Source organism: Polyangiaceae bacterium (assembly GCA_015075635.1).
In the GTDB taxonomy this organism is placed as follows: domain Bacteria; phylum Myxococcota_A; class Polyangia; order Polyangiales; family Polyangiaceae; genus JADJKB01.
This window is the reverse complement of the sequence record JABTUA010000003.1, coordinates 91,862-111,915: the sequence shown is the minus strand read 5'-3', so window position 1 is coordinate 111,915 and position 20,054 is coordinate 91,862. Positions and strand designations below refer to the sequence as shown.

General features: G+C 68.7%; 22 protein-coding genes. 13 read left to right on the top strand and 9 right to left on the bottom strand.

The genetic code is table 11. The features are described from left to right. Positions 1-5 precede the first annotated feature (5 nt). Complete coding sequence (locus HS104_31070; protein ID MBE7484399.1) at positions 6-614, top strand: 4Fe-4S dicluster domain-containing protein; 609 nt, start codon at positions 6-8, stop codon at positions 612-614. A 41-nt stretch (positions 615-655) separates the two neighbouring features. Beyond that, positions 656-1,663: a hypothetical protein gene (locus HS104_31065; protein ID MBE7484398.1), complete on the top strand. Its 1,008-nt coding sequence runs from the start codon at positions 656-658 to the stop codon at positions 1,661-1,663. Here HS104_31065 and HS104_31060 read toward each other — a convergent pair. After that, complete coding sequence (locus HS104_31060; GenBank protein MBE7484397.1) at positions 1,660-1,902, bottom strand: DUF2132 domain-containing protein; 243 nt, start codon at positions 1,900-1,902, stop codon at positions 1,660-1,662. The two genes, HS104_31065 and HS104_31060, sit on opposite strands and share 4 nt — an antisense overlap. Before the next feature lie 100 nt (positions 1,903-2,002). Here HS104_31060 and HS104_31055 point away from each other — a divergent pair, with 100 nt between their 5' ends. Beyond that, positions 2,003-3,211, top strand: coding sequence for a ferritin-like domain-containing protein (locus tag HS104_31055; GenBank protein ID MBE7484396.1), 1,209 nt, complete (start codon positions 2,003-2,005; stop codon positions 3,209-3,211). On the opposite strand, the gene HS104_31050 is transcribed toward HS104_31055, so the two are convergent. From HS104_31050 to HS104_31025, 6 genes are all read right to left on the bottom strand, one after another. Further along, positions 3,181-6,102: a TonB-dependent receptor gene (locus HS104_31050; protein MBE7484395.1), complete on the bottom strand. Its 2,922-nt coding sequence runs from the start codon at positions 6,100-6,102 to the stop codon at positions 3,181-3,183. The genes HS104_31055 and HS104_31050 overlap by 31 nt on opposite strands. 61 nt (positions 6,103-6,163) lie before the next feature. Next, complete coding sequence (locus tag HS104_31045) at positions 6,164-6,607, bottom strand: biopolymer transporter ExbD (GenBank protein MBE7484394.1); 444 nt, start codon at positions 6,605-6,607, stop codon at positions 6,164-6,166. 7 nt (positions 6,608-6,614) lie between these two features. Continuing rightward, positions 6,615-7,040: a biopolymer transporter ExbD gene (locus HS104_31040; protein MBE7484393.1), complete on the bottom strand. Its 426-nt coding sequence runs from the start codon at positions 7,038-7,040 to the stop codon at positions 6,615-6,617. A gap of 18 nt (positions 7,041-7,058) precedes the next feature. Continuing rightward, entirely contained in the window at positions 7,059-7,772 is a 714-nt protein-coding gene (locus tag HS104_31035) for a MotA/TolQ/ExbB proton channel family protein (GenBank protein ID MBE7484392.1), read from the bottom strand. Positions 7,773-7,798: 26 nt separating this feature from the next. After that, on the bottom strand, positions 7,799-8,542 hold the full coding sequence (locus tag HS104_31030; GenBank protein MBE7484391.1) for an energy transducer TonB: 744 nt from the start codon (positions 8,540-8,542) through the stop codon (positions 7,799-7,801). Positions 8,543-8,654: 112 nt separating this feature from the next. After that, a complete protein-coding gene (locus tag HS104_31025; GenBank protein MBE7484390.1) occupies positions 8,655-9,035 on the bottom strand; it encodes a PilZ domain-containing protein in 381 nt (126 codons plus the stop codon). 239 nt (positions 9,036-9,274) lie between these two features. Between HS104_31025 and HS104_31020 the strand changes: the two genes are divergently transcribed. The 4 genes from HS104_31020 to HS104_31005 all read left to right on the top strand — a co-directional run bounded on the left by HS104_31020 (position 9,275) and on the right by HS104_31005 (position 12,978). Further along, positions 9,275-9,967: a response regulator gene (locus HS104_31020; protein MBE7484389.1), complete on the top strand. Its 693-nt coding sequence runs from the start codon at positions 9,275-9,277 to the stop codon at positions 9,965-9,967. Between the two features lie 62 nt (positions 9,968-10,029). After that, positions 10,030-10,353 carry a hypothetical protein gene (locus HS104_31015; GenBank protein ID MBE7484388.1) on the top strand — a complete coding sequence of 108 codons (324 nt, stop codon included), beginning with the start codon at positions 10,030-10,032 and terminating at the stop codon, positions 10,351-10,353. 124 nt (positions 10,354-10,477) lie between these two features. Beyond that, entirely contained in the window at positions 10,478-11,179 is a 702-nt protein-coding gene (locus HS104_31010; GenBank protein ID MBE7484387.1) for a response regulator, read from the top strand. After that, positions 11,176-12,978: a PAS domain-containing protein gene (locus HS104_31005; protein MBE7484386.1), complete on the top strand. Its 1,803-nt coding sequence runs from the start codon at positions 11,176-11,178 to the stop codon at positions 12,976-12,978. Before HS104_31010 ends, HS104_31005 begins: the two co-directional genes overlap by 4 nt. A 235-nt stretch (positions 12,979-13,213) precedes the next feature. On the opposite strand, the gene HS104_31000 is transcribed toward HS104_31005, so the two are convergent. Together HS104_31000 and HS104_30995 are read right to left on the bottom strand one after the other, a co-directional pair. Further along, positions 13,214-13,573 carry a hypothetical protein gene (locus HS104_31000; GenBank protein ID MBE7484385.1) on the bottom strand — a complete coding sequence of 120 codons (360 nt, stop codon included), beginning with the start codon at positions 13,571-13,573 and terminating at the stop codon, positions 13,214-13,216. 46 nt (positions 13,574-13,619) lie between these two features. Beyond that, positions 13,620-14,141, bottom strand: coding sequence for a hypothetical protein (locus tag HS104_30995; GenBank protein MBE7484384.1), 522 nt, complete (start codon positions 14,139-14,141; stop codon positions 13,620-13,622). Positions 14,142-14,243: 102 nt separating this feature from the next. Between HS104_30995 and HS104_30990 the strand changes: the two genes are divergently transcribed. The 6 genes from HS104_30990 to phoU all read left to right on the top strand — a co-directional run bounded on the left by HS104_30990 (position 14,244) and on the right by phoU (position 20,051). Continuing rightward, the gene (locus HS104_30990) at positions 14,244-15,494 is read left to right on the top strand and encodes a hypothetical protein (GenBank protein ID MBE7484383.1); all 1,251 of its coding nucleotides are present in this window, start codon (positions 14,244-14,246) and stop codon (positions 15,492-15,494) included. Positions 15,495-15,586: 92 nt separating this feature from the next. Next, positions 15,587-16,690: a phosphate ABC transporter substrate-binding protein PstS gene (pstS, locus tag HS104_30985; GenBank protein ID MBE7484382.1), complete on the top strand. Its 1,104-nt coding sequence runs from the start codon at positions 15,587-15,589 to the stop codon at positions 16,688-16,690. 1 nt (position 16,691) lies between these two features. Continuing rightward, positions 16,692-17,678, top strand: coding sequence for a phosphate ABC transporter permease subunit PstC (gene pstC / locus HS104_30980; protein ID MBE7484381.1), 987 nt, complete (start codon positions 16,692-16,694; stop codon positions 17,676-17,678). Beyond that, positions 17,675-18,517: a phosphate ABC transporter permease PstA gene (pstA, locus tag HS104_30975; GenBank protein ID MBE7484380.1), complete on the top strand. Its 843-nt coding sequence runs from the start codon at positions 17,675-17,677 to the stop codon at positions 18,515-18,517. The genes pstC and pstA overlap by 4 nt, the downstream gene beginning before the upstream one ends. Then, positions 18,514-19,359 (top strand): phosphate ABC transporter ATP-binding protein, encoded by an 846-nt coding sequence (gene pstB / locus HS104_30970; protein MBE7484379.1) that lies wholly within the window; start codon positions 18,514-18,516, stop codon positions 19,357-19,359. Before pstA ends, pstB begins: the two co-directional genes overlap by 4 nt. Further along, positions 19,356-20,051, top strand: a complete 696-nt coding sequence (phoU, locus tag HS104_30965; GenBank protein MBE7484378.1) for a phosphate signaling complex protein PhoU — start codon at positions 19,356-19,358, stop codon at positions 20,049-20,051. Before pstB ends, phoU begins: the two co-directional genes overlap by 4 nt. Positions 20,052-20,054: the final 3 nt, after the last annotated feature.

Here is a 20,054-nt window from a genome sequence, read left to right as displayed (position 1 = left end):
CGACCATGCCGCAGTACGGATTTCACCTGAACATCGCGAACTGCATCGGCTGCCGCGCGTGCGAGGCTGCCTGTGCACAGGAGTACGACCTTCCGCCCGGGCTGATGCGGCGGAGGCTCTTGGTCCACGACTCGCTGGTCGGCGGCAAGCCGGCCCGGCGCTTCGTGTCCATGGCCTGCAACCACTGCACGACCCCGGGATGCCTCAACGCCTGCCCGGTGAAGCGTTACGCCAAGGATCCGAACACGGGCATCGTTTACATCAAGCCGAGCAAGTCGGAGGACCCAGTCAACGGCGTCGATTGTATCGGCTGCCGGCGCTGCGAGGCAGCCTGCCCGTACGGCGCGCCCCAGTTCGACGCCGAGCTCGGCATCATGGACAAGTGCACGGGCTGCCTCCACCGCATCAACTCGACCACTCTGCCCCAGGAGAAGCGCATCCCGGCCTGCGTACTCACCTGTTCTTCCCGCGCGCTGCACTGGGGCGTGGTTGCGACGGATCTGGCGGACGGCGGCAAGTACGGCGAGGCCAAGACCAAGCTCGGCTCCGCGCCGGACATCGCCGACCCGAGCTACACCGACCCGAACATCCGCTTCTCGTCCAAGCGTTGGTGAGACGCGCCTTGACAACGCCGGCCCAGGGGCGACTCTTGGGCATGCTCGACGCGCGGGGCCTGGTGATCGTGTTCGGACTGGCGCTCGGCGCCAGCGCCTGCGGCGGCGACGACTCGAGCTCGGGCGGTGGCACGGGTGGCGCGTCCGGCAGCGGCGGCGCCGTCGGCGGGAGCGGCGGTGGTGCCACCGGCGGCACCAGCGGAGCGGGAGGAGGCACTGGCGGTGCGAGCGGCAGCGGCGGCGCGGGCGGTGGCAGCGGGACCGGCGGCAGCGCCGGCAGCGGCGGCGCGCCTTGCTTCGACGCCAAGCGTCTGTGGTTCGAGGACTTCGAGACCGGCGACTACTCGCGCTGGACCAGCAAGACCTACGACAAGAACTGGAACAACGGCTTCTGCCACGACAACGGCTTCTCCACCGCGCAGGCGAACAGCCCCACGCACTCGCACCGCTCCGAGATCACCTGCGCGGACACCCAATCGCACCGCGGCTACGGCGGCCTGCAGTTCGCCGGCGACAGCGTGGTTCCCGCGTACACCAACCAGGGCAGCGGCATCGACGCACCGAACGGCGTGGTGAACACCTACTGGAGCTGGCTGGAGGCGCCGTACGCGTTCCAGAACGGGAAGTGGTTCAGCTTCTGGACCGTGAACAACGACTGCGGCTGGAAGGACAACGTGATCACCCTCGGGCTCGAGGACACCTCGAACAAGCTGACGCCGGCACACATCAAGAACACCGGCGGCACCGTGACCTTCGCCCCGAACGCACCCGGCTTTCCCATGGGCAAGTGGGTACGCACCACCATCTACATCAACTACCACGAAGGCGTGATGGTCACCTGGCAGGACGGCACGAAGGTCTTCGAGGCCACCTTCAGCCGCCCCGACAATGACATCTGCCAGTGGCACTGGGGCGCCTACGCCAGCGGCGACAACGACGACGTCGTGCTGTACGAGGACGACAACAGCATCTGGAAGCTCGGGCAGAAGTGGACCAACTTCGACGTCGAGCCGTACTTCGGCGTGACCCAGGCGGTGTGCTCTCCTTAGGCCCGTCCGGCTCGCTCCCGCTCGCGCAGCATGAACAAGTAGAGGCTCTCGACCTTCGCGCGGGCCCAGGGCGTGCGCCTCAGGAACTTGAGGCTCGAAGCGACGCTCGGGTTCTCCTGGAAGCAGCGGATGTCGACCCGCTCGCCGAACTCGGGCCATCCGTAGTGATCGGCGAGCTCGGTGACGATGCGCTCCAGCGTGATGCCGTGGAGCGGGTTCTTGGGCTGCTCGTGGCTCATGACGGAGGCGAAGGCGCCCGAGAGTAATTCGCGCGCCCACGCGGCGCGACAGCCAAATCCCCGCGCCACGCGAGCGGCGCGAAGCGGTAGACTCCTTTCGATGCGGACCGAGCTCGCTTGGTTGGCGCCGCTGGCCCTCTTCGGCACCGCGTGCTCGAGCTGGTATCGCGCCGGACCGGAGGTGCGGTCCATCGACGGGCGCCTGGCCGCGGGCGGCAAAGCGACGGTGGAAGGGGGCGTCGAGCAGCTCTTGTTCCCGCTCGCGTTGAGCGGCGGCGTGACCACCGACGACGGCAAGCCCGCCTTCGCCCTCGAGACCGGAGGTGAGCTGGTGAGCCCCATCGGCGAGAGCAACTGGGCCTGGGTCGCGGGACCGCGCTTCACCGGAATGCTCAGCGGTCCGAGCGGGACCGCGTTCGGGCTGAACGGAGGCCCATTCGTGGACCTCTCGCCGGAGTCCGGCGGTGACGCCACGGTGCTCTCCCTCGAGCTCTTCGCCGGCTCGGGGGTCAGCGGCGACATTCGAGGCGGCCTGATCGGCGGCGCTACGCTGTCCCTCGGATCGCTTCACCTGGGGCGCTTCACCGTGCCGGCAGGCCGCGTGCTGCGAGTAGACGGTCACGCCGTCACCGCCAAGCCCGTCGAGATCGACGATTGGGCAGAGCCCTACGCGCTCCGCTTGGCCGGCAAGAGCGACCGAGAGCGGCGCGCGCGCGGGCACGAGTGGCTCCGCGCGGCCCTCGACGAGCACGCCTCGATCGCGGCGTTTGCCCAGCTCGCGCTCGAGCTGGGCGCGCTCGGTGCACCGGCATCGCTGCTGGCTGCCGCAGGGCGCGCTGCCTGGGACGAGGTCCGGCACGCACGCAGCTGTTTCTCGCTGGCGTCGGCCTATCTCGGTCGCCGACTGGGGCCCGGACCGCTCCCGCGACCAACCAAGGTCCTGGCCCCGTCACTGGAGAAGCTGGCCCGCGAGTCCCTCACCGACGGCTGTTTCGGGGAAGGTCTGGCAGCGAGGTTGGCGAAGCTCCAGAGCGCCGTCGTGGATGATCCCGTCGAGGCCGCGGTGCTCCGCGGCATCGCCCGCGACGAAGCGCGCCACGCCGAGCTCGGCTGGCGCACGCTCGAGTGGTGCCTCCACGCCGGCAGCGCCGGCGTACGTCCTGCGGTCACCGGGGCGCTCTCGAGCTGCCGGGCTCCCCGTTCGCGCGACGAGGCCCTGAACGTCGCCGGGGCTCGCACCGAGCGCGCCGTACATCGGCGCGCGGCGGCGCTGCTCTCTCAGTACGTGTACGTCCCGCTGAGCGTGTAGGTGCTGCCGTCGGTGTACTTGCGCGTGATGTTGTCGCCGTCGTCGCTCTCGCCCTGGGTGCGCACGAAGGCGGAGTTCAGGATGTTGGTGGCGGCGAGCTTCAGCTCCACATGCTTGCCGAGGTCCTTGGCCACCGCCGCGTCCACGGCGTGGCGGGGCTGCTCGTACACGTCGGGCAGACCGTTGGTGCCGACCGTCACGATGCTCCTACCCGCGATGTTGTAGAGCACGCGCGCCTTCAGGCCCAGGTCCTGGCTCCCGTAGTCGAGCATGGCGTTCACGACCCAGGGCGCCTGGTTCGAGAGCGGCCGGTCCGGGTTGGTCACGAAGGTCGCCGTCTGCGGGTCGAGCGAGACCCGAGAGCGGGCCAGCGTCAGGTTCGCTATGAGCGAGAAGTCCCTCAGCACGGGGCTCAGGAAGTCGAGCTTCTTGCGCCCCTCGAGCTCGACCCCGATGAGCGACGCGCTGTCGGCGTTCTGGAAGGTGGCGATGCCGGCGCTCGAGCCCTGCGCCTGGAGCACCTGCTCGATGGCACCGTCGAAGTGCTTGTAGAACGTGCTGAAGGCCAGGACCTCGCTCGCGCTGGGGAACCACTCGAAGCGCAGATCCCCGTTGGTGATCAGAGTGCGATCCAGATTGGGGTTGCCCTCGACGTTGTTGCCACCGAAGTAGTCGGTGAAGGAGAAGGGCGCCAGCTCGCGCAGCTGCGGGCGCGCGATGGTGCGCGTGACCGAGGCCCGGAGGTTGGCTCTCTCTGAGGCCTTGAAGATCAGCGACAGAGAGGGCAGGAGGTCGGTGGTGTCGAGGCGCGTGGAGATCTTGCCTACCGCGGGCGCGAAGGGATCGACCGACTCGATGCCCTGGCGGGCGACCTCCAGGCGCTCGCCCAAGATCAGGCGCAGGCGCTTCGACAGGCTGGTGTCGCTCATCAGGTACGCGGCGTACACGTTCAGGTCCGCCGTGTACGAGTCGTTGGCGCGGGTGTCCTCCTGGATGTTCAGCGAGGTCCCGATGTTGCCGTCGGTGAAGAGCTGATCCGGCGGCAGGAGCAGCAGGTTCGGGTCGGAGCCCGGGATGGAGCGGTAGCGGAAGCGCCGCGCATCGAACTGGCGATCGCGGAAGCTCAGCAGCGTGCCGAGCTTCAGGCTGGCGGGCGCGTCTCCCTTCAATAGTGGCTGCGTCCAGTCGAGGGCGCCGCCGTAGGTCTCCTCGCTCTGCTCGGCGAAGAAGTGCGAGCCCGAGAGGGCGTCGTCCTCCAGCGTGTAGGCGTCGAGCCCCGAGTCGTAGGTGTAGATGGTGCCCCGCGTATCGGGCTCGTCGCGCCCGGCGCGGGAGGCGAACAGGCTCCAGTCGAGCTTGGCCTGGTCGAGCTCGTCGATCTCGTGCTCGCCTCGGAGCTGGCCGAAGGTGAGCCCGCGGCTGACGTAGCGCAGCCGGGTCTCGCGGATGATGGCCGAGCGCTCCTCGTGGAAGCCCTCGAACACCCGGGCCTCCTTGTCGCCGGCCTGGCTGTGGAAGCCGATCACGCCGACGCGGTGCTTGGGGTCGAACTCGTAGGTGACGCCGGCGAGCGCGCCCCAGCCCACCTGGTCGAGGCCGGTCTCGCCCTCGATGTCGTTCTTCTGCTGGAGCTGCCCGTTGCCGTCGATGCCGAAGGTCCGGATCTCCTCGCTGCTCCGGCGCAGGAACTTGCGCGAGTAGGTCAGCGCCGCCAGCGTGCCCAGGCGCCGTTTGCCACCGAGGTCGAAGCTGTCACCTCCGACCAGGCTCAGGCTGTAGTTCGGCAAGCTGGTCGCGCCCTCGGGGCTCATGAAGGCGTTCAGATCGCGCCCCCAGCCGGTGAGCTCGGCCTGGCTCGGAACCGTGCCGTCGGGACGCGGCACGTTCGGGCCGATCTTGTGGCTCGGGATGCTGTCCGGCAGCTTGCGCGCCCCACCGTCGAACCCGAGCCAGTCGGTGCTCGAGCCCTTGTACGAGAGGCGCTCCGCGAACGTGGTCTGGGTGTTGAAGCCCATGCCCAGCGAGGCCGAGAGCAGGAACTTCGTCGGCATCTCCCGGGTGTTGATCCGCACCGAGCCACCGGTGAAGTCAGCCGGGCTGTCCGGTGTGAAGGACTTCACGATGGTGAGGTCCTCGAGCACCAGCGAAGGGAACAGATCGAGCGGCACGGCCTGGCGATCGGGCTCGGGGCTCGGCAGCGGCACGCCGTTCAAGAGCGCGTTGGTGTAGCGCTCGCCGAGGCCGCGCACGTACACGAAGCGGCCGTCCACGATGTTGGCGCCGACCACGCGTCGCGCGGCCTCGGCCGCGGTACGGTCCGGGGTCTTGGCGATCTCGACGCGACCCACGGCGTCGCCGCTCGCGGCGGAGCGCCGGCGGGTGAGGATCAGGCCTTCCATGCTGGCGCGATCGGCCTCGGTCTCGACCTCGACCACGTCCACGGCCTTCTCGTCGGGGATCAGCTGGGCATCCACCTTCGCGATCTCGCCGGCACCGACGACGATGCCCGACACGCGCTCTGCCTTGTGGAGCTCGTAGAAGAAACGGAGGACGTACGTGCCCGGCGGCAGCTCCAGGCGGAACCGCCCGTCCAGATCGGTGATGGTCTTGTGCTTCGTGCCGACCACCGTCACCGTCGCCTCCGGCAGCGGCTCCTTCAGCTTGGTGTCGGTGAGCGTGCCCCAGATCACGCCCTTGCCCCTGGGCGGCGGGCGTGCGGGGTCTTCCTCCCCGCCCTCCTCCGCGGCCTCCTCCGCCGGCGGTGGGACCTTCTCCGGCTCGCTCGGCGCGGGCGCGACCTCGTCCCCCTCTTCCTCCTCGGGCGCCTGGGCCCAAACGGACGAGGTGACGAGAGAGATCAAACAGGTGGTGATGAAGCGTCGAGCTCTCATGGGGGTACACGTCCGCCCGGACGTCCCAGTCGGACGCCGAGCAGCTCTCGGAAGGCTTTCCTCAGCGGACTACGGATTCGGTCAAGATCGCGATCGAGCGAGCGCCACCGGCGCGGGCCACGTCCAAAACGTCCACGGCGCGGCCGTAGCCGAGCTCGTCGTGGGCGTCGAAGTACACGACCTTCTGCTTCTTGGCGGCCAGCATGCGCGGCAGCCGCTCCTTCAGCTCTTCCTTGCTGAGCACGGTCTGGTTCACTCGGATGGCACCTGCTCTGTCCACCGTCACGACCAGCGGCTTGTTCGCGTCGTCACTCGGAGGGGGCGGCGGCTGGTCCGTCTTCTCCTGCTTGGGCAGGTTGAGCCAGAAGGTCTTGGTCATCAGCGGGGTGACGACCATGAAGATGATCAGCACCACCAGCGTCACGTCCACCAGCGGGGTGACGTTCACGTTGGGTGTCGGTTGCTGCCTTCGGCTGCCCTTGCCTGCGCTGACGTGTATTCCCATGGCGCCCTCACTGGCCCTGACCGGGCTTCTTCCTCTCGGTCACCTTCAGCGAGATGCCCTTGAAGCCGATGCCTTGGAGCATGGCGAAGGTCTCGCGCACGCGCTTGTAGGGTGCGGCCGCGTCGGTCTTGAGCAACAGCGCCCGCTCGGGGTCCTTGGCGTGAAGCTCCACGAGCCGCGCCTTCAGCGTAGTCGGCTCGACGCGCTCTTTGTCGATCACCACCGTGCCGTTCAGCGCGATGGTCACGTCGATGGGATTCATGTCCTTGGGCTTGGCGTCGGGTTGGAAGATCGCGGGCAGGTCCACGTGCTCGCCTTCGTTCAGCGCCGGAGCGATCACCATGAAGATGATGAGCAACACCAGCACCACGTCCACCAAGGGCGTGACGTTGATCTCCGGCTCGGGTCGCCGTGCCGCTGCGCTCGCGCTCATGCCCATGACCGACTCTCCTCAGGCCGCCCGGCGCTCGCCGACGTCCGAGTCCCGAGAGCTCGACGGCGGGACGTAGCGGGCCTCCATCTCGTCGAGCAGCTCGCCGGCGGAGCGCGCCAGGGCCAGCTCGATGCTGTTCACCCGAGCGGTCAGGTAGTTGAAGAAGAGCACCGCGGGGATGGCGACCATCAGGCCGAAGGCGGTCTCGATCAGCGCCTCGGCGATGCCTGCCGAGACGGCGCCCAGGCCGCCGGAGCCCGTGGAGGCGATGCCCTGGAAGGCGGCGATGATGCCCACCACGGTGCCGAGCAGACCGACGAAGGGGGCCACCGAGCCCACGGAGGCGAGCACGCTCATGCCGCGCCGGAGCTCGGCGCCGAGCTGCTCCTTCTGCCGCTCGGCCTCGTTGCGCGCCAGCTCCACCGGCGTGATCTTGCCCTCCACGGTCTCGAAGCCGCCGATGTAGCGCTCGACAATGGCCGCGAACAGGCGGGCGAGCGCCGAGCTCTTGTGGGCCTTGGCGGTGGTGAGCAGCGTCTCCACCTCCCAGCTTCGGAGCAGCGGCGTCGCTTTCTGCGCGAACTGGATCGACTCTTTGGCGGAGCGCGAGAACGCCAGCAGGCGCTCGACGACCACACCGATGCTGGCGATGCCCATCGCGAGCAGCACGGCGGCGATCACCTTGCCGAGCAGGCCCATCGACTCCCAGATGTGCGCGAGGTTGAAGGACATGGTTGTTCTCCGGTGTTCGACTTTCGTCAGGTCTTGATGCGGAAAGGAAAGCGCGCGACGCGGGAGACCGCGATGGGCACACCGTCGCGCAGCGCCGGCTTGAAGCGCCAGCTCTGGACGGCGGCGATGCACGCGGCGTGGAGCTCGCTCGGGCCACGCACGACCTGTACGCCGGTGACGGCGCCGGTCTCGGTGACCACGTATTTGACGACCACGGTGCCCTCGACGCCGGCGGCCTTGGCCGCGGCGGGGTACTGCGGCGCGCCCATCGACACCGACACCGGCGGGACGTCGTTCTCGGTGAGGCGCGTCGGGCCAGCCGGCTTCGGCTTCGGAGGCGGCGGGGGCGGGGGTGGAGGCGGAGCGACCGCGGTGGCGGCCGGCTTCGGAGCGCCGCCTCCGCCGCTGCCGTGCTGATACGGATCCCCGTACCCATAGGCGTCGTCCGCGCTGCTCGACTCCGCGGGCTCGTCCTTTGGGGTTTCCTTGGGCGGAGCGAGCTTCGGCAAGCGCGGCCCAGGCGCCTTCTGCTCGGGCTCCGGCGTCGGCTCGGGCTCGGGCTCGGGCTCGGGAGCCTTCTGCTCTTCGGGAGCCGTCGCCAGTGTGACGTCCACCGGCACGTCCTCGTCGGCCATCACCACCTTGCCGGCGGTCACCGCGACTACCACGGCCACCAGCCCCGCCCCGAAGGAGCCGACGGTGTAGCCGAAGACCAGGCGCTTTCGGCGCACCGGGTCTGACTGAGTCGTGGTCCAGGTCGTGAGGTCCATCGCGACGACCGGGAGACTGCCTCAGGGCCGTGACGGCTCCGTGGCAATCCTGGAAATTGCCAGTGAACCGGATCGTCGCCGAATCCGCACGCGGGTTACGCGGACGTCACACTCAGGCTTCGGCCTGCTCCGCGAGAACGCTCCGGCTCGAGCGCGCGTCCTCCTCGAGCGCAGAGAGCACCACGTCCTGGATGGCGTCCTCCGTGTCCGGCGAACGGTGCCGGAACTCGACGGCCAGCGCGTTGACGCCGTCGCCGTCGCCACCCCTGACGATGCGCGCGTGCACCACGACCGGCTCGCAGCCGGGCGCCTCGAGGTGCAAGAGCGCGTGGTCACCTCGGCCCAGCTCGCTCGCGCCAATCAGGAGCGCGCCCGCTGCGGAGAGGTTTGCCACGTCGAAGCGGCCACCGGCAGCGCCACCCCTCAGCAGGACCGCCGTCGCAGGAACATCGGCGCGCCGATTCGACCTTCGTTCGAATCCCACATACGCCATCGCAATCACCTCCCGATCGCTCGCGCGTTGCGAAGCCAACGAAGAGAGACGCGCCGGTTCCCCCGACACGAAGAAGATGCCTCGAGGATACCCCCACCCGGCGAGGCCGGCCAGCGTTTCCGGCGAGTTGACCTGGGTCAATCCGGCGCCCTCGCGAGAGCTCCATCGCCGAGGCGTGCCGGACCTGGCACCCAGTCGTCACCCGGTGGTCACACGGCTTCGCTAGCTCTGTGAGCTGAATGACGACCGTGCTCGTGATCGAAGACGAACACGACATCCAGGACGTGCTGGAATACAATCTTCGCGCCGCTGGATTCGAGGTGCTCAAGGCGACCCAGGGCGGCGAGGGCCTGCGGATGGCGCGGGAGTCGCGCCCCGACCTGGTGCTCCTGGATCTGATGCTCCCGGACACCTCGGGCATGGACGTGTGCCGGTCCCTCAAGAGCGAGGCCGCCACGCGGCGCGTCCCGGTGGTGATGGTGACCGCCCGGAACGACGAGATCGACCGGGTGGTGGGCTTCGAGCTCGGCGCCGACGACTACATCGTCAAGCCCTTCAGCGTGCGGGAGCTCGTCCTCCGGGTGCGCGCGGTGCTCCGGCGCCACGACTCTCCGACGGCCGCGAGCCGTGCCATCGAGTTCGGCGACCTGAAGATCGACCGCGACGCGCACCGCGTCTGGGTCCGTGACGAAGAGGTGGAGCTGACGGCGCTCGAGCTCAAGCTCCTGCTCACGCTGTTCGACCGCAAGAACCGCGTCCAGTCGCGGGAGAGCCTGCTCGACACGGTCTGGGGCGTGGACGCACGCATCAGCACGCGCACCGTGGACGCTCACGTGAAGCGGCTGCGCGAGAAGCTCGGTGACGCGCGTGACTACGTCGAGACGGTGCGTGGCGTCGGGTACCGGTTCGTGGACCAGCCGCTGACTGGGTAGCGTCACCTCGAATCTACTGCCCGGTCACCCGCCGCTTACGCTGCGCGGCGATGCTCCGCTGCATGAAGAACACGGTGGTACGCTTCGTCGAGTCGGGGAGCGGGGTACTGAGCTTGCTCGAGGTCGAGTGCGACGGGGGGCGCGGGCTCTTCGGTCGCATCGCGGCGCAGCTGTTCCTGATGCGCATTCAGCTGGTGCGCGCCGAGTCCAAGCTCCAAAGGGGACGGCGCCTGGAGCGCCTCTGGGTGGTCGAGTTCGACGGCGCTCCGATCCGTCCGGAGCGCCGGCTGGAAGTCCAGCACGAGGTCCTTCGCGCCATCGAGAGCACGGCCGTCCCGCCGCGCGCTTACCTGACTTCGAGCCAGCGACTGCCGCCGGTGGCGTGAGCGCGCGTCTTCGGGCTGCCCTCCCGAGTTTCCTCTTCCCGAGTGCAGAGGAGAAGAAGCTTTGCTACACCAGGACCCACTCCGTCACCGGTTCGTCACACAATCAGGCTACTCCGAGGGCGCGATGGCAAAAGTACTCGTCATCGAGGACGAACGAGACCTGCAGCAGGTGCTCACGTACAACCTGCGTCAAGCGGGCCACGAAGCTCTGTCGGCCGAGCGTGGCGTCGAGGGCCTGCGGCTGGCCCGGGCCGAGCACCCCGACCTGGTGCTGCTCGATCTGATGCTGCCGGACGTCCCCGGAACGGACGTGTGCCGCACGCTGAAGGAGGACGCCGCGACCCGCGGCATCCCGGTCGTGATGCTCACGGCGCGCGGCGAGGAGATCGACCGCGTGGTCGGGTTCGAGCTCGGCGCCGACGACTACATCGTCAAGCCGTTCAGCGTTCGGGAGCTGATGCTGCGCATCCAGGCCATCTTGCGCCGAGCCAAGAGCGAACGCCCGCCTTCGGACGCCACCATCGAGTTCGGCTGCCTGAAGATCGACCGCGAGGCGCACCGCGTCTGGGTCGAAGAGCACGAGATCGAGCTGACCGCGCTGGAGTTCCGCTTGCTGGTGACGCTGTACGAGCGCAAGAACCGCGTGCAGACTCGGGCTGCGTTGCTGGATGACGTCTGGGGCATCCAGGCCGACATCACCACGCGCACGGTGGACACGCACGTAAAGCGCCTGCGGGAGAAGCTCGAAGGCGCCCGCGACTACGTCGAGACGGTGCGCGGGGTCGGCTATCGGTTCAAGGGCTCGCCCGACGAGGCGAGCATTTGAGGCTTGGTGTCCGCGCGAAGCTCTTCCTGCTCTCGCTCGGGCTGATCATCGCGTCGGTCATCGCCAGCTACGCCTACCTGCGCGGCGCGCTCGAAGACGCCTTGCTCCAGAGCGTCCGCACCGACCTTCACGTCCGCGTGAAGCTGATCGCGCGGGAGCTCTCGGACGCCCCCGCCGACTCGCCGGAGGAGTGGCAGCTCCTCGCGCAGGATCTGGGCAAGCGCGCCGAGGCGCGCGTCACGCTGATCGACCTCGAAGGCAAGGTCTTCGGCGACTCGGACGTCACCTGGGCCGAGCTGCCCAGGGTTGAGAACCACCGCGGTCGCGCCGAGGTGGACGCGGCGCTGGCGGGACGAACCGGCGAGAGCGTGCGCCACAGCACCACGGTGCGCCAGCGCATGCTCTACATGGCGGAGCCTTTCCAGCGCGATGGCAAGCCGGGCGGCGTCGCCCGTGTCGCGCTGTCGCTCGCCCGCGTGGACGGCGCCGTCGCGGACCTGCGACGCCTCGCGCTCATCGCGGCGCTGCTGGCCATCGCGGTGGCGGTGGTGCTCTCGAGCGCGGCCGCGCAGCTGGTCTGGAGGGACGCCCGCTCGCTCACGGAGGCGGCCCGGCGCATGGCGGCGGGAGATCTGGCCACGCGAACCCGACGCTCCGGCACCGACGAGCTGGGCGAGCTCGGCCGCGCTCTGGACGCCCTGGCCAGCAGCCTGAGCTCGACGCTGTCGGAGCTGCGCTCCGAGCGCGACCGGGTGAGCGGCATCCTGAGCGGCATGCAAGAGGGCGTGCTCCTGCTCGACCGCGACGGCCGCGTGGCGCTGGTGAACCCGGCGCTCTGCGAGATGTTGCTGCTGCCTTCGGACGCCCAAGGCAAGACGCCGCTCGAGGTGATCCGGCACGCACAGCTGAAATCCCTGCTCGACGACGTGATCGAGAGCGACGAGCCCCACTCCAGGGACATCGAGGTGGGCGGCATCAAGCCGCGCCGCCTGCTGGTGCGCGCGGCGCCCCTGGCAGGCGAGCAGGGCGGGACGCTGGCGGTGTTCGTGGACGTCACGGACATGCGTCGATTGGAGACGATGCGCCGGGATTTCGTGGCGAACGTCTCCCACGAGCTCAGGACGCCGGTGACGGCCATCCGCTCGGCCGCGGAGACGCTGGACACCGCGCTGGAGAAGGACCCCGAGGCGGCCCGGCGCTTCGTCGAGATCATCGACCGCAACGCCGAGCGCCTGCGCGAGCTGGTGGAGGACCTGTTGGACCTCTCCCGAATCGAGTCGCAGACCTACAAACTCGGGTTCGCGTCGCTCGAGCTGGGCAGCGTCGCGTCGCACGTGATCGACCTGTTCCGCGAGCGCGCGGACAAGAAGCGCATCCGTCTGCTGGCGGACCTACCAGCCGCCCTGCCGAAGGTCTGCGTGGATCCGAAGGCGCTGGACCATGTGCTCACCAACCTGATCGACAACGCGGTGAAGTACTGCCCAAACGGCAGCACGGTGAGCCTGCGCGCGTCCGAAGAAGGTGACCTGGTGCGCGTATCGGTCTCCGACGACGGTCCCGGAATCGAGCCGCGCCACCTGCCGCGCCTGTTCGAGCGCTTCTACCGCGTGGACGCGGGTCGCTCGCGCGAGCTCGGCGGCACGGGGCTCGGACTCTCGATCGTGAAGCATCTCGTGGAAGCCATGGGCGGCAGCGTTCGCGTCGAGAGCACGCTGGGCTCCGGCACGCAATTCTCGTTCACGCTGCGTACCGAGATGCCTCCCGAGCGCTCCGCGCCGAACGTTACGGAGACGAGCTAGACTAGCCTCGACTTGGGCAGTCTTGCCACGATCAGATCACGATCATCAGGAGTGGCGAAAACCCACGGAAACTGCCGGCGAACGCGCTTCGCGATACCCGGAGGGGTGGGCCGGCGGATGCTTCCTCGTCCCGCGGGATGAGTCGCGACTTTCTCGCAGGTCACGCTGCGGGGCTGACTTCGACGAAACGCTCGCGCGGCGAGTTCTTCGCGGCGTGAAAGTGCGCAAGTCGAGACTAGCCTCGCGGCAGCTTCGGCAGCCGCGGCGGCTTGGGCAGCGGAGGGCGCGGCTTGGCCTCGGCGTCCGGGTCGCGATCGAACTCGAGCGGATTCGGGTGCTGGAAGGTGGGCATCGAGTCCCGCGCGACCGCGTCGGCCTCGAACTCGATCTCGTCGTCCGGCGGCAGGTCCGCCGCTGCCGCGGGGGCTGGCGCGGGGAGCGGGCGGAGCGGACGGGGCGGGCGGAGCGCGCGGGCCACCGGCTTCGAAGGCACCATGGGGGCACTCGCAGGCGCGGGCGCCGGACCAGGCTCGTCGCCCCAGGCGTCGTCGATGGCCTCGGTGTCCAGGCCCGCGGAGTCCTTGGGTTCCGTCACCGGGGCCGAACCATAGCAAGCGGAGCGCCGAAGGGCGAACGCGGCGTCATTTCCCCGGAAGCGTGAGCGAGCCCAGGAGCTTGGTCCACGCGGCGTCGGCTCGGGCAGCCTGCTTTGCCTCACCGATCAGGAGGAAGCTCAGCCCCGTGCGGGGGTCGAGCCGCGTCACCAGCAGACGGAGCTCGACACCGTCGCTGCCACGGCCGCGGTAGAGGAGCGCACGCTCTCCCCCGAAGCGCTGCTCGCTCTGCTCCAGCGACTCCGCAGCGCCCAGCTCTTCGAGCGTGGTGCGCCGGCCCTTCGCGAAGGCGTCGAGGGACTCGCCTTCCGCGAGCGCGCTGCGACCGACCATCAACGCGAGCTCGCCGTCGGTGAGCTCGATGCCGCCTGCGTCGTTCTCACCGCCGCTCCAGCCCGCGGGGAGGGAGAACGTCGCACCCCAAGCCTCGTGGTGATCGGCGACCTCGGCGGCGCGCTGCTCGGGGCGTCGCTCGCTGGAAGCCGCGCAGCCGCACCCCAGGCTGAGACACGCTGCCGTCACGGCGGTGGCGCAGTTGATCCAAATCATGCTGGTTCTGTCCCAATGCTCGGCATTTTTTCTCGAAGCTCACGGACTCGTCACGTTCTCGTCACACGAGGAGTAGATAACGCCCGTGTCGAGGTCACCATGATGCACCGCTCCCTCTCGTTCGCCACTGTCACACTCGTTCTCCTCAACGCTGCACCCGCTTTCGCCCAGGGCGAGCCCGCACCCGCGCCGCCACCCGCACCCGCACCCGAGCCCGCGCCGCCGGCGGCAGCCGAGCCAGCGCCGGCTCCAGCACCGCCCGCCGCCGAGCCCCCGGTCGCGGCCGCCGCGCCCGAGGTCCCCGTCGCCGCGCCCGAGCCCGCGCCCCCGCCCCAGAAGTTGGACGAGCCGCCGGCGCCCAAGAAGATGTCGGTGGGCAAGCAGGGGGTCTTCCAACCGAGCGCGCTGCTCCAGGGCTGGCTGTTCGTCCCGCGCCAGGAGGGCGTGAAGGCCCCTTCGACCTTCCGGCTGCGCCGCGCCGAGATCCGAGTGAAAGGCGAGATCCTGCCCAAGCAGGTCGCGTACCAGCTGATGATCGACCCCGCCAAGGTCCTCGATCCGGACAAGACCACCGTGCCGACCGCCGACGGCTCGACCAGCGTCACGGTCAGCCAGTCGAGCACCGTGTCGATCATGCAGGACTTCTTCATCACCTTCATGAGCGACTACGCCGACGTCTCGATGGGCCAGTTCAAGATCCCGGTGAGCTGGGAAGGCTACAACGGTTCGTCCAAGCTGCTGTTCCCGGAGCGCGCCGCGGCCGCCCGTAAGTGGGGCGACAAGCGCGACATCGGCCTGCGCGTCGACAAGAAGCTGTTCGACGACAAGTTCTACTACTCGCTCAGCATCCTGAACGGCGAAGGGCAGAACCGAGCCGATTCCAACAATCAGAAAGACGTCGGCCTGCGCGTCGAGGCCTATCCGATCAAGGAGATCATGGTCGGCGCGGTGGGCTACATGGGCATCACCGATCGCGATCGCACCGCCACCAAGGACCGCGTGGAAGGAGACTTCCGCATCGAAATGGCGAACGCGCTCCTGCAAGCGGAGTACATCCGCGCCTGGGACGTGCCCGCCACCGGCAGTGATCGCATCCGGGGCCACGGCTTCTATGCCGCCGCCGGCTACACCTTCTTCGATCGCCTCCAGCCGGTCGCGCGCATCGGCTACCTGGATCCGAACGTGGAGGAAGACTCCACCGCCAAGGAAGACGAGACCTGGGTGTTCGAGGGCGGGCTCAACTACTACCTGGCGAAGCACGAGGCGAAGCTCCAGGCGAGCTACAGCGTGTTCGACTACGAGCTGGCCAAGACGCGCCACGAGCTGATCCTCGCGGCCCAGGTCTCGTTCTGATCCCCGGCCCCCCGGCCCGTCACCAAATCGTCACAGGGTTGTTGCGGAGGTGCCCCGCCCCGGGCGGGCGCCGCTGTTAGGAGAGCTACGTCATGATTTCCCGAAGGAATGCGGTGAGCGTGTTGGTGTGTCTGCCGATCGCCCTGGCGCTCGGCTGCTCGAAGACCGAAGGCACGGCGGCTGGCCCGGCAGGGAGCGGCTCGGCGGCTCCTGCGACCGGACAGGTGACCCTGGTCGGCGCCGGCGCGACCTTCCCCTACCCGCTCTACAGCAAGTGGATGAGCGAGTACAACAAGGTCAACCCGAACGTCCGCATCAACTACCAGTCCATCGGCTCGGGCGGCGGCATTCGGCAGGTCAGCGCCGGCACCGTGGACTTCGGCGCGAGCGACGCGCCCATGACCGCCGACGAAGTGCAGAAGGCCCCGGCGAAGCTGCACCACATCCCGTCCACGTTGGGCGCGGTCATCATCACCTACAACGTGCCGGGCGTGAGCGGCCCGCTGAAGCTGAGCGCCGAGGCTGTCTCGGGCATCTTCCTCGGCACGATCAAGAAGTGGAACGATCCCAAGCTCGTCGAGGCCAACTCGGACGCGAAGCTGCCCGACAAGGACATCGCGGTCGTCTACCGCTCCGACGGCAGCGGCACGACCGCCGTCTTCACCGACTACCTGGTCAAGGTCTCGCCGGAGTTCAAGGACAAGGTCGGCGCCGGCAAGAGCGTGAAGTGGCCGGTGGGACTGGGCGCCAAGGGCAACGAGGGCGTCACCGGCCAGGTGAAGACCACTCCCTTCACCGTCGGCTACGTCGAGCTGGCCTATGCGCGACAGAACAAGCTGCCCATCGCCCACGTCAAGAACAAGGCCGGCAAGTTCGTCGAGCCCAAGCCGGAGAGCATCACTGCCGCAGCGGCTGGCGTCGAGGTGGATGACACGCTGACCGCCTCCCTGGCCGATCCCCCGGGTGAGGCGGCGTACCCGATCTCCGCGTTCACCTATCTCCTGGTCTACGAGGACGCCAAGAACAAGGTCAAAGGCGAGGCCATCGCCAAATTCCTGTGGTGGGCGCTCCACGACGGACAGAAGCACGCGGCGGAGCTGGACTACGCGCCGCTGCCGGAGAGCTTGATCAAGAAGACCGAAGAGCGCATCAAGTCGCTGCGCTCCGGCAACGAGAAGCTGCTCTCTGGCGGGTGACATGAGCTCGCGGACGGAAGTCCCCCTGGTTCGCAAGCGGCCCGGCTGGCTCGCGCGCCTCGGCCCCGAGGTGAACCTCGGCGACTTTCTGTTCCGCGGCGTGGCGAGCTTGTTCGCCATGGCCATCGTGCTGGTGCTGGCCGCCATGGCGCTGGAGATGTGGACGGCCGCCCGGCCGTCCATCGAGCACTCCGGCTGGCGCTTCATCGTGGGGCGGGACTGGGATCCGGTGCGCGACTCGTTCGGCGCGCTCCCCTTCATCTACGGCACCCTCGTCTCGTCGCTCTTGGCCCTCTGCATCTCGGTGCCGATCTCCCTGGGCGTCGCCATCTTCCTGACCGAGCTCGCTCCGGCCTGGTTGCGGGCACCGGTCAGCTTCCTGGTCGAGCTGCTCGCGGCGGTACCCAGCGTCATCTACGGCCTGTGGGGCATCTTCGCGCTGGCGCCGTTCCTCAGGAATCACCTGGAGCCCTTCCTGGGCAAGACGCTGGGCTTTCTGCCGCTGTTCCAGGGGCCGCACCAGGGCTTCGGCATGCTGGCGGGCGGCATCATCCTCGCCATCATGATCACGCCGACCATCTCGAGCGTGTCCCGCGAGGTGCTGCGCGCGGTCCCGGACACGCTCCGCGAGGGCGCCCTGGCCCTGGGCTCGACCCGCTGGGAGGCGCTCCGCTTCGCCATCCTGCCCTACGCCCGCTCGGGCATCATCGGCGCGATCATCCTGGGCCTGGGTCGCGCGCTGGGCGAGACGATGGCCATCACCATGGTGATCGGCAATCGCGCGGACATCAGCACCTCGCTGTTCGCCCCCGGCTACACCATGGCCAGCGTCATCGCCAACGAGTTCACCGAGGCGACGGGTGACGTCTACCTGGGCGCGCTGGCGGAGATCGGCCTCTTGTTGTTCGCGGTGACGCTGATCCTGAACGTCATCGCTCGCCTCTTGGTGTGGCGCGTCGGACGCCTCCCGCAGGGAGCCCGCTCATGATGAAGCATACGCGGCGCAAGCTCGTGGACGCGGTGGTGCGCGGCGCTTGCCTGGTAGCCACGCTGCTCGCGCTGATCCCGCTGGGTCTGGTGCTGTTCTACGTGGCTTCCCGAGGCATCGGCGGCATCGACGCGGCCTTCTTCACGGAGCTGCCGAAACCCGTCGGGGAGACCGGCGGCGGCATGGCCAACGCGCTGGTCGGCACCTTGGAGCTGGTGGGCCTCGCTTGTCTGTTCGGCATTCCGCCCGGCGTTCTGGCCGGTGTGTACCTGGCCGAGTTCGGCAACCACCGCTTCGCCAAGCTGGTGCGCTTCTCCGCCGACGTGATGTCCGGCATCCCCAGCATCACCGTCGGCATCTTCGTCTACACGCTGATCGTGCTCAGGACCAAGAGCTTCTCGGCCTTGGCCGGCGGCGTCGCCCTCGCCGTGCTCATGCTGCCGACCATCACCCGCACCACGGAAGAGCTGCTTCGCTTGGTGCCCGAGTCGCTGCGCGAAGCGGCGCTCGGTCTGGGTGTCCCCAAGTGGCGCGCAACCTTGCGCGTGGTGCTACGCACCGCGGCGCCGGGCATCGCCACTGGAATCATGCTGGCGGTCGCGCGCGTCGCCGGTGAGACGGCCCCGCTCTTGTTCACCGCCTTCAACAACTCGTTCTGGCCGAGCGGGCTCGCCCAACCCACGGCCTCCTTGCCGGTGCAGATCTACACCTACGCCGTCTCGCCGTACGACGACTGGCACCAGAAGGCCTGGGCCGCCGCGCTGGTGTTGGTCGGCATGGTCCTGATCTTGAACGTCTCCGCTCGCCTGTTGGTGAGAAACCGCGTGAGGTCCCGATGATGCAAAGCTCCCTACCCCTGGTCCGCGTCGCCGAGTCCACGCGCCCCGCGCGGGCCAAAACCCGCCAGAGCACCCCGCCCGCGGCGGACGCTCCGAAGATGCGCGCCGACACCCTGAAGGCCTACTTCGGAGCCACCGAGGTCCTGAAAGGCGTGACCTTGCCCGTCGAGGACAAGCACGTGACGGCGATCATCGGTCCTTCGGGCTGCGGCAAGTCCACCTTCATCCGCTGTCTGAACCGCATGCACGAGGTGGTGCCGGGCGCCCGGGTCGCGGGCAAGGTGCTGCTCGACCAAGAGGACATCTACGCCCGGGACGTGGACCCGGTTCGGGTCCGGCGCCGCGTCGGGATGGTGTTCCAGAAGCCGAACCCCTTCCCGACCATGACCATCCGGGAGAACGTACTGGCCGGGCTCAAGCTGAACGGCATCCGCCCCAAGGACCCCGAGGAGCTGACCGAGCGCGTCCTGCGCCAGGTCGCGCTCTGGGACGAGGTCAAGGACGTCCTCGGCCGCTCGGGCACCAGCCTGAGCGGCGGCCAGCAACAGCGCCTGTGCATCGCCCGCTCCTTGGCACTCGAGCCGGAGGTGCTACTCATGGACGAGCCGTGCTCGGCGCTGGACCCAATCGCCACGGCACGGGTCGAAGAGCTCATCCACGAGCTGCGCGAGCGGTACACGATCGTGATCGTCACCCACAACATGCAGCAAGCGGCGCGCGTCGCCGACTTCACCGCTTTCTTCTACCTGGGCGAGCTGGTGGAGTACGACCGGACGGACGTGATCTTCACCCGGCCGAGCGAGAAGCAGACCGAGGACTACATCACGGGGCGGTTCGGATGACATCTCTGCAAAGGCACACTGATCGCGAGTACGAGGCGGAGCTCGAGAAGCTCCGGGAGCAGGTGCTCTTGATGGGGGCCCGGACCGAGGAGCTGCTCGCCCAGGCGATGCGTGCGTTCAGCGAGCGCGACGCGGAGCTCGCCCGGCTCACCATTCGCATCGACAACCAAATCGACCAGCTCGAGCTCGACATCGACCAGCTGTGCCTGAAGATCCTCGCCCGTCGCCAGCCGGTAGCCAGCGACCTGCGCTTCATCACCACGACCATGAAGCTGGTCACGGATCTCGAGCGCATGGGGGACCTCGGCGTGAACGTCTGCGAGCGCGTGATCGAGCTGGCAGCGGAGCCGCCACTGCCCGCCACCACCAGCGTGACTCGCATCGCCGAAGCCGCCCTGGCCATGCTGCACGACGCCCTGGACGCCTTCGTCGCCGGCAACACCGAGGCGGCCGAAGAGGTCATCGAGCGCGACGGGCAGGTGGACGCCTACTACGCCCAGCTCTTCCCGGAGCTGCTCCAGCTGATGATGAAGGACTCCGATAGCGTGTTCCGCGCGACCCGCCTACAGTCGATCGCGAAGTACCTGGAGCGCATCGCCGACCACGCCACGAACATCGCGGAGATGGTGGTGTTCATGGTGCGCGGCAAGGACGTCCGCCACGCCTTCGCGCTGTCGCGCGGCGACGGGTGAGCT

What these genes read in the sequence shown, in the direction of transcription:
- HS104_31050 (MBE7484395.1), bottom strand. Translation starts at nt 6,102, where the DNA reads ATGAGAGCTCGACGCTTCATCACCACCTGTTTGATCTCTCTCGTCACC.
- HS104_30995 (MBE7484384.1), bottom strand. Translation starts at nt 14,141, where the DNA reads ATGATTTGGATCAACTGCGCCACCGCCGTGACGGCAGCGTGTCTCAGC.
- HS104_31035 (MBE7484392.1), bottom strand. Translation starts at nt 7,772, where the DNA reads ATGTCCTTCAACCTCGCGCACATCTGGGAGTCGATGGGCCTGCTCGGC.
- pstA (MBE7484380.1), top strand. Translation starts at nt 17,675, where the DNA reads ATGATGAAGCATACGCGGCGCAAGCTCGTGGACGCGGTGGTGCGCGGC.
- HS104_31015 (MBE7484388.1), top strand. Translation starts at nt 10,030, where the DNA reads ATGAAGAACACGGTGGTACGCTTCGTCGAGTCGGGGAGCGGGGTACTG.
- pstC (MBE7484381.1), top strand. Translation starts at nt 16,692, where the DNA reads ATGAGCTCGCGGACGGAAGTCCCCCTGGTTCGCAAGCGGCCCGGCTGG.
- HS104_31045 (MBE7484394.1), bottom strand. Translation starts at nt 6,607, where the DNA reads ATGGGAATACACGTCAGCGCAGGCAAGGGCAGCCGAAGGCAGCAACCG.
- HS104_30990 (MBE7484383.1), top strand. Translation starts at nt 14,244, where the DNA reads ATGCACCGCTCCCTCTCGTTCGCCACTGTCACACTCGTTCTCCTCAAC.
- HS104_31070 (MBE7484399.1), top strand. Translation starts at nt 6, where the DNA reads ATGCCGCAGTACGGATTTCACCTGAACATCGCGAACTGCATCGGCTGC.
- phoU (MBE7484378.1), top strand. Translation starts at nt 19,356, where the DNA reads ATGACATCTCTGCAAAGGCACACTGATCGCGAGTACGAGGCGGAGCTC.
- HS104_31025 (MBE7484390.1), bottom strand. Translation starts at nt 9,035, where the DNA reads ATGGCGTATGTGGGATTCGAACGAAGGTCGAATCGGCGCGCCGATGTT.
- HS104_31020 (MBE7484389.1), top strand. Translation starts at nt 9,275, where the DNA reads ATGACGACCGTGCTCGTGATCGAAGACGAACACGACATCCAGGACGTG.
- HS104_31065 (MBE7484398.1), top strand. Translation starts at nt 656, where the DNA reads ATGCTCGACGCGCGGGGCCTGGTGATCGTGTTCGGACTGGCGCTCGGC.
- pstB (MBE7484379.1), top strand. Translation starts at nt 18,514, where the DNA reads ATGATGCAAAGCTCCCTACCCCTGGTCCGCGTCGCCGAGTCCACGCGC.
- HS104_31010 (MBE7484387.1), top strand. Translation starts at nt 10,478, where the DNA reads ATGGCAAAAGTACTCGTCATCGAGGACGAACGAGACCTGCAGCAGGTG.
- HS104_31030 (MBE7484391.1), bottom strand. Translation starts at nt 8,542, where the DNA reads ATGGACCTCACGACCTGGACCACGACTCAGTCAGACCCGGTGCGCCGA.
- HS104_31055 (MBE7484396.1), top strand. Translation starts at nt 2,003, where the DNA reads ATGCGGACCGAGCTCGCTTGGTTGGCGCCGCTGGCCCTCTTCGGCACC.
- HS104_31040 (MBE7484393.1), bottom strand. Translation starts at nt 7,040, where the DNA reads ATGAGCGCGAGCGCAGCGGCACGGCGACCCGAGCCGGAGATCAACGTC.
- HS104_31060 (MBE7484397.1), bottom strand. Translation starts at nt 1,902, where the DNA reads ATGAGCCACGAGCAGCCCAAGAACCCGCTCCACGGCATCACGCTGGAG.
- pstS (MBE7484382.1), top strand. Translation starts at nt 15,587, where the DNA reads ATGATTTCCCGAAGGAATGCGGTGAGCGTGTTGGTGTGTCTGCCGATC.